Here is a 4,984-nt window from a genome sequence, read left to right as displayed (position 1 = left end):
CTCCTGTGCTCGTCTCTGCCCGGCGCCGTACCCGCCCCGGCGCGCCGGCCCCCCGTTTGCCGCCGCGCCGGGGCGGGTACGGCGCCGGGCAGAGACGAGCACAGGAGGTCCTGCGGTGAGCGAGCCCGAGCTGGACAGCGCGATGGCCACCGGCAACGACGAGGGCGAACCGGGCGAGCCCGGGCCCGCGCCGTTCCCCGACCCCACCGACGAGCCCGAGGGCGCGGCGGTGGAGGAGACGCCGGAGGCGGTGGCGGCCGTGCACGACGACGCACCCCTGCCCGCCGGCGCCCGGGACGCCGGGGACGCCGGGGCGGACCCGCTCACCCCGCGGTTCCACGAGCCCGGCTCCTGACGACCCGCACCGCCCGCACCGCCCGCACCGCCCGAGGAGCACCGTGACCGACACGCCCACCACCGGCCCGCAGGGCGGACCCGACCCCACCGCCGCCGCGGCCGCCTCCCCCGGCACGGCCCTGGTCGCCGGGTCGGCCGGGGTCATCGGCGCCCACGCCGCCGCCGAGTACGCCCGCCTGCCCGGCTGGACGGTGCGCGGCGCGGCCCGCCGCGAGCAGCCCGGGGTGCCGTGGCGGGCGCTGACGGCGGACCTGTCCAGCGCCGACGGCGCCCGCGAGGGCCTGGCGGCGGCGCGCGACACCACCCACCTGGTGTTCGCCGCGTACGTCGAGCGCGGCGACGAGCTGCAGCAGGTGCGGGACAACACCGCGCTGCTGCGCCACACCCTGGACGCCCTGGACGGCGCGCCGCTGCGGCACGTGACGCTGTACCAGGGCGGCAAGGCGTACGGCGCGCACCTGCCGGGGTTCAAGACCCCCGCGCGCGAGAGCGACCCGCGCCTGCTCGTGCCGAACTTCTACTACGCGCAGGAGGACCTGCTGCGCGCCGAGGCGGACCGGCGCGGGTTCGGCCTGACGGTGCTGCGCCCGGAGGGCGTCGTCGGGTACGCCACCGGCAACCCCATGAACATCCTCATGGTGGTCGCCGTGCACGCCGCGATCAGCCGCGCCCTGGGGGTGCCGCTGCGCTTCCCCGGCTCGCGCGCCGCCGGCGAGGCCCTGTACCAGGTCACCGACGCGGAGCTGCTGGCCCGGGCCACCGTGTGGGCCGGGTCGACGCCGGCCGCGGACGGGGAGGTCTTCAACGTCACCAACGGCGACCAGTTCCGCTGGGTGCACGCCTACGCCGCGATCGCCCGGCACCTGGGGATGGAGCACGACGAGCCGCAGGACTTCTCCCTGACCTCGGTGATGCCGCTGCACGAGGGCACCTGGCGGCGCCTGGTGGACGAGCACGGCCTGGTGCCCACGCCGTACGAGCGCCTCGTCGGCTGGCCGTTCGGGGACTTCCTGTTCCACTCCGGCTTCGACAACGTCTCCAGCACCGTGAAGGTGCGCCGCGCCGGGTTCGGCGAGTGCCTGGACAGCGTGGAGCGCTTCTGCGAGCTCGTCGACCGGCTGGTGGAGCGCAGGGTGGTCCCGGCGTTCCGCTGAGCCCCGGGGGACCCGGCGTGACCCGCGCGCGCCGGAGGGTGGACCGCGGGCCGCGCGGCGCGCACCATCGGTGCATGAACCAGGCACCGGGTGAGGGCGGGACCGCGGACCAGCACGCGCCGGGGGGACCGGTCGACGAGGCCCCCCTCGAGCAGAGCCCCTCCGGGCAGAGCCCCCTCGAGGAGGTCCCCCTCGAGGAGGCCCCCCTCGTGCAGCCGCCCCTCGCGCAGCGCCTGCCCCTGCCGCACGCGGGCACCGCGGTGGCGCAGCCGTGGCGGCAGCGGGCGCTCGCCCTGCGCCGCACCCTGCCGCAGCTGGCGCGCAACCCCGTCGTGGTCAGCGCCTCGACGGTGGCGGTGACCGTGGCCGCGCGCCTGGCGGTGGAGGTGGCCCGGCGCGCCCTGTCCGGCTCCTCCGCGGGCGCGCCGGTGCGGGTGGAGGTCAGCGGGCACGTGATGCACCACGTGCACGTGGTCCAGCACGTCCACGTCGTGCACCACGCCACCTCCCCGATCGGCTGGCCGGCGCTGTCGGCGCCGCCGCGGCGCTGACCGGGCGCGCCGACCCGGCGCGTCACGCCGGCGCGGCCAGGGCGTCGCGCACGCCGCCGAACCCGCCGAGCCCGGAGACCGCGTCGCGCGGCGGCCAGCGCGCGCAGCGCCAGCAGCACCAGGGCCGGCGCCACCACGACCAGGCAGTGGCCCAGCAGCAGGGCGCCGGTGGCGGGTGCGGGTGGTCGGGGAGGCGGCCGACGGCGCGGCGGCGGTGGCGCGGTGCCGGGCGCTGGAGCCGGACGTGGTGGTGGTGGACCTGCGGATGCCCGGCACGGACGGGATCGCCGCGACCGCGCAGGTGGTGGCGCGGGGCACGGCGGTGCTGGTGCTGACGACGTTCGACCTGGACGAGCTGGTGCTGGTGGCGCGCGACGCGGGGCTCGTGGGACCCGCCGCCGACCAGCGCATTGAATGACCATCCAGGATGGTGCATACTCTTCCGCATGTCGAAGGTCCTCACCTCCCTGCCCGCCGGTGAACGCGTCGGCATCGCCTTCTCCGGCGGCCTGGACACCTCCGTGGCGGTCGCGTGGATGCGCGAGAACGGGGCGGTGCCGTGCACCTACACCGCCGACATCGGGCAGTACGACGAGCCCGACATCGCCTCCGTGCCCGAGCGCGCGAAGGACTACGGCGCCGAGGTCGCCCGCCTCGTCGACGGCAAGGCCGCGCTCGTGGAGGAGGGCCTGGCGGCGCTGACCTGCGGCGCCTTCCACATCCGCTCCGGCGGGCGCAGCTACTTCAACACCACCCCGCTGGGCCGCGCCGTCACCGGCACCCTGCTGGTGCGCGCGATGCTCGCCGACGACGTGCAGATCTGGGGCGACGGCTCCACCTTCAAGGGCAACGACATCGAGCGGTTCTACCGCTACGGCCTGCTGGCCAACCCCGCCCTGCGCATCTACAAGCCGTGGCTGGACGCCCGCTTCGTCAGCGAGCTGGGCGGGCGCAAGGAGATGTCGGAGTGGCTGCAGGCGCGAGAGCTGCCGTACCGCGCCAGCACCGAGAAGGCGTACTCCACCGACGCCAACATCTGGGGCGCCACCCACGAGGCCAAGCGGCTGGAGCACCTGGACGCCAGCGTCGAGCTCGTCGAGCCCATCATGGGCGTGCGGTTCTGGGACCCCGAGGTGGAGATCGCCACCGAGGACGTCACCATCGGCTTCGAGCAGGGCCGCCCCGTCTCGATCGACGGGCGCAGGTTCGACTCCGCGGTGGACCTGGTGCTGGAGGCCAACGCCGTCGGCGGGCGGCACGGGCTGGGCATGTCCGACCAGATCGAGAACCGCATCATCGAGGCCAAGAGCCGCGGCATCTACGAGGCGCCGGGCATGGCGCTGCTGCACGCCGCCTACGAGCGCCTCGTCAACGCGATCCACAACGAGGACACCGTCGCCAGCTACCACAACGAGGGCCGGCGCCTGGGCCGCCTGATGTACGAGGGCCGCTGGCTGGACCCGCAGGCGCTGATGCTGCGCGAGTCGCTGCAGCGCTGGGTGGGCATGGCGATCAGCGGCGAGGTGACGCTGCGGCTGCGCCGCGGCGAGGACTACTCGATCCTCGACACCACCGGCCCCTCGTTCAGCTACCACCCCGACAAGCTGTCCATGGAGCGCACCGAGGACTCCGCGTTCGGCCCGGTGGACCGCATCGGGCAGCTGACGATGCGCAACCTCGACATCGCCGACTCCCGCGCCCGCCTGGAGCAGTACGCCCGCATCGGCCTGGTCGGCGACTCGCAGCCGGCGCTGGTGGGCGCGGCGCAGGCGGCCTCCACCGGCCTGATCGGCGCGATGGACGAGGGCGGCGCGGAGGCCATCGCCTCGCGCGGGCGGGTCTCCGCGGACGAGGCGCTGCTGGACCGCGCCGCGATGGAGTCCGGCACCGACTGACCGGACCCCCGCGCCCGGGCCGCCCCGTGGCCGCGCCCCCGGCCCCTCAGGCGGCCGGGGGCGCGGCCACGGCGTGCAGCAGGTCCAGCACCTGGCGCACGGAGCGGCGGTGCAGGGCCTCCGGGCGGCACAGCACGTCGATGCTGCGCCGCACGTCGAGGTCCTCCAGCGGGCGCAGCACCAGGCGCGGGTCGGGGTGGGTGGTGTGCGCGGGCAGCAGCGCGACCGCCCGGCCGGTGGCGACGACGGCGGCGGCGACGAAGAACTCGTTGATGCGGTGCACCACCTCCAGCGGGCGCCCGGCGGCCACGGCCACGGCCTGCAGGGCGCCGGCCAGCGGGTAGCCCTCGTGCACGCCGATCCAGGGCTGGTCGGCGACGTCGGCCACCCGCAGCGTGCGCGAGCGCGCCAGCGGGTGCTGCGCGGAGTGGGCCACGAGCATCGGCTCGCTGAGCAGCGGCACGACCCGCACGGTGCGCCGCGGCCACGGCGGGCCGCTGCTCGGGCGGTGGGCGACCACGAGGTCGTGGTCGGCGACGAGGCGGGGGAAGTCGTCCTGGGCCACGTCGTGGTCGCTGCAGCGCAGCGGCGGGCCGCCGGCGGCGGCCACCGCCTCCAGCAGCGGGGGGAACCAGGCCCGCGCAGCGCTGTGGAAGGCGCACACGGCCACCGGGGCGGCGGGGGACTCCAGGTGCTCCTGCACGGCGCGCTCGGCGCGGTCGAGGGCGGCGGCGACGTCCACGGCGGCCTCGGCCAGCGCCTGCCCGGCCGCGGTCAGCGCCAGGCGCCGGCCGCGCTTCTCGGTCAGCGGCACCGGCGCGGCGCGCTGCAGGGCGGCCAGCTGCTGGGAGACGGCCGAGGGGCTCAGGTGCAGGGCCGCGGCCGCGGCGCTGAGCGAGCCGCGCTCGGCCAGCTCGCGCAGCATCCGCAGCTGCCGGACGTCCATGAAGCGATGCTAAAGGGCCGCTTCACGAACTGGCCCCTGGTCTGAACGGTCCGCCGCCCGCACGATCGGCCGGTGAGCACC

5 protein-coding genes and 1 pseudogene are annotated in these 4,984 nt (G+C 76.4%); 5 read left to right on the top strand and 1 reads right to left on the bottom strand.

What is annotated here, in order from left to right:
* The first annotated feature begins 115 nt into the window (after positions 1-115).
* The 5 genes and pseudogenes from GTR00_RS14455 (at position 116) to argG (ending at position 3,957) form a co-directional block, all read left to right on the top strand.
* Positions 116-355: a hypothetical protein gene (locus tag GTR00_RS14455; RefSeq protein WP_166612308.1), complete on the top strand. Its 240-nt coding sequence runs from the start codon at positions 116-118 to the stop codon at positions 353-355.
* Positions 356-398: 43 nt separating this feature from the next.
* The gene (locus GTR00_RS14450) at positions 399-1,511 is read left to right on the top strand and encodes an SDR family oxidoreductase (protein ID WP_166612307.1); all 1,113 of its coding nucleotides are present in this window, start codon (positions 399-401) and stop codon (positions 1,509-1,511) included.
* A gap of 74 nt (positions 1,512-1,585) precedes the next feature.
* Positions 1,586-2,062 (top strand): hypothetical protein, encoded by a 477-nt coding sequence (locus tag GTR00_RS14445; RefSeq protein WP_166612306.1) that lies wholly within the window; start codon positions 1,586-1,588, stop codon positions 2,060-2,062.
* Positions 2,063-2,237: 175 nt separating this feature from the next.
* Positions 2,238-2,453 (top strand): annotated as a pseudogene (locus GTR00_RS14440) (response regulator); the annotation flags it as partial.
* A gap of 55 nt (positions 2,454-2,508) precedes the next feature.
* The gene (gene argG, locus GTR00_RS14435; protein WP_166612304.1) at positions 2,509-3,957 is read left to right on the top strand and encodes an argininosuccinate synthase; all 1,449 of its coding nucleotides are present in this window, start codon (positions 2,509-2,511) and stop codon (positions 3,955-3,957) included.
* Between the two features lie 46 nt (positions 3,958-4,003).
* Here the strand turns inward: argG and GTR00_RS14430 are convergent, their stop codons facing one another.
* The gene (locus GTR00_RS14430; RefSeq protein WP_166612303.1) at positions 4,004-4,903 is read right to left on the bottom strand and encodes a LysR family transcriptional regulator substrate-binding protein; all 900 of its coding nucleotides are present in this window, start codon (positions 4,901-4,903) and stop codon (positions 4,004-4,006) included.
* Positions 4,904-4,984 lie beyond the last annotated feature (81 nt).

Origin of the sequence: Kineococcus indalonis, from assembly GCF_009906395.1 — a bacterium.
Classification (GTDB): domain Bacteria; phylum Actinomycetota; class Actinomycetes; order Actinomycetales; family Kineococcaceae; genus Kineococcus; species Kineococcus indalonis.
This window is presented reverse-complemented; position numbering and strand designations above follow the sequence as displayed.